Origin of the sequence: Pedobacter petrophilus, from assembly GCF_009674725.1 — a bacterium.
GTDB classification, from domain to species: Bacteria; Bacteroidota; Bacteroidia; order Sphingobacteriales; family Sphingobacteriaceae; genus Pedobacter; species Pedobacter petrophilus.
In genome coordinates, this window is sequence record NZ_WKKH01000144.1 from 1 (window position 1) to 322 (window position 322).

A 322-nucleotide genomic window follows, 5' to 3' on the forward strand; every position below is an offset into this window, starting at 1 on the left:
ATGCGATCAACCAAGGTACACTTGCACTGAACGGTAATTATACTTTAACCTATGCAGGTGCAGATTTAACCATCGGAACGAAAACCATCACGGTAACTGCCGATGCAAAAAGCAAAACCTTTGGCGAGGCTGATCCGGCATTAACTTACACTTTCACTCCGGCGTTGCAAACAGGTGATAGTTTCACAGGAAGCCTAACCAGACAACCCGGAGAAAATGCAGGCACTTATGCGATCAATCAAGGTACGCTTGCACTGAACGGTAATTATAATTTGACCTATGTCGGTGCTGATTTCACGATCGGTGCAAAAGCAATAACAGT

The 322-nt window shown here is 44.7% G+C and carries 1 protein-coding gene; it reads left to right on the forward strand.

Features of this window, described 5'->3' with window-relative positions:
* A partial coding sequence (locus GJU39_RS23490) for an MBG domain-containing protein (protein ID WP_167515749.1) occupies positions 1 to 322 on the forward strand: 322 nt, incomplete at both ends.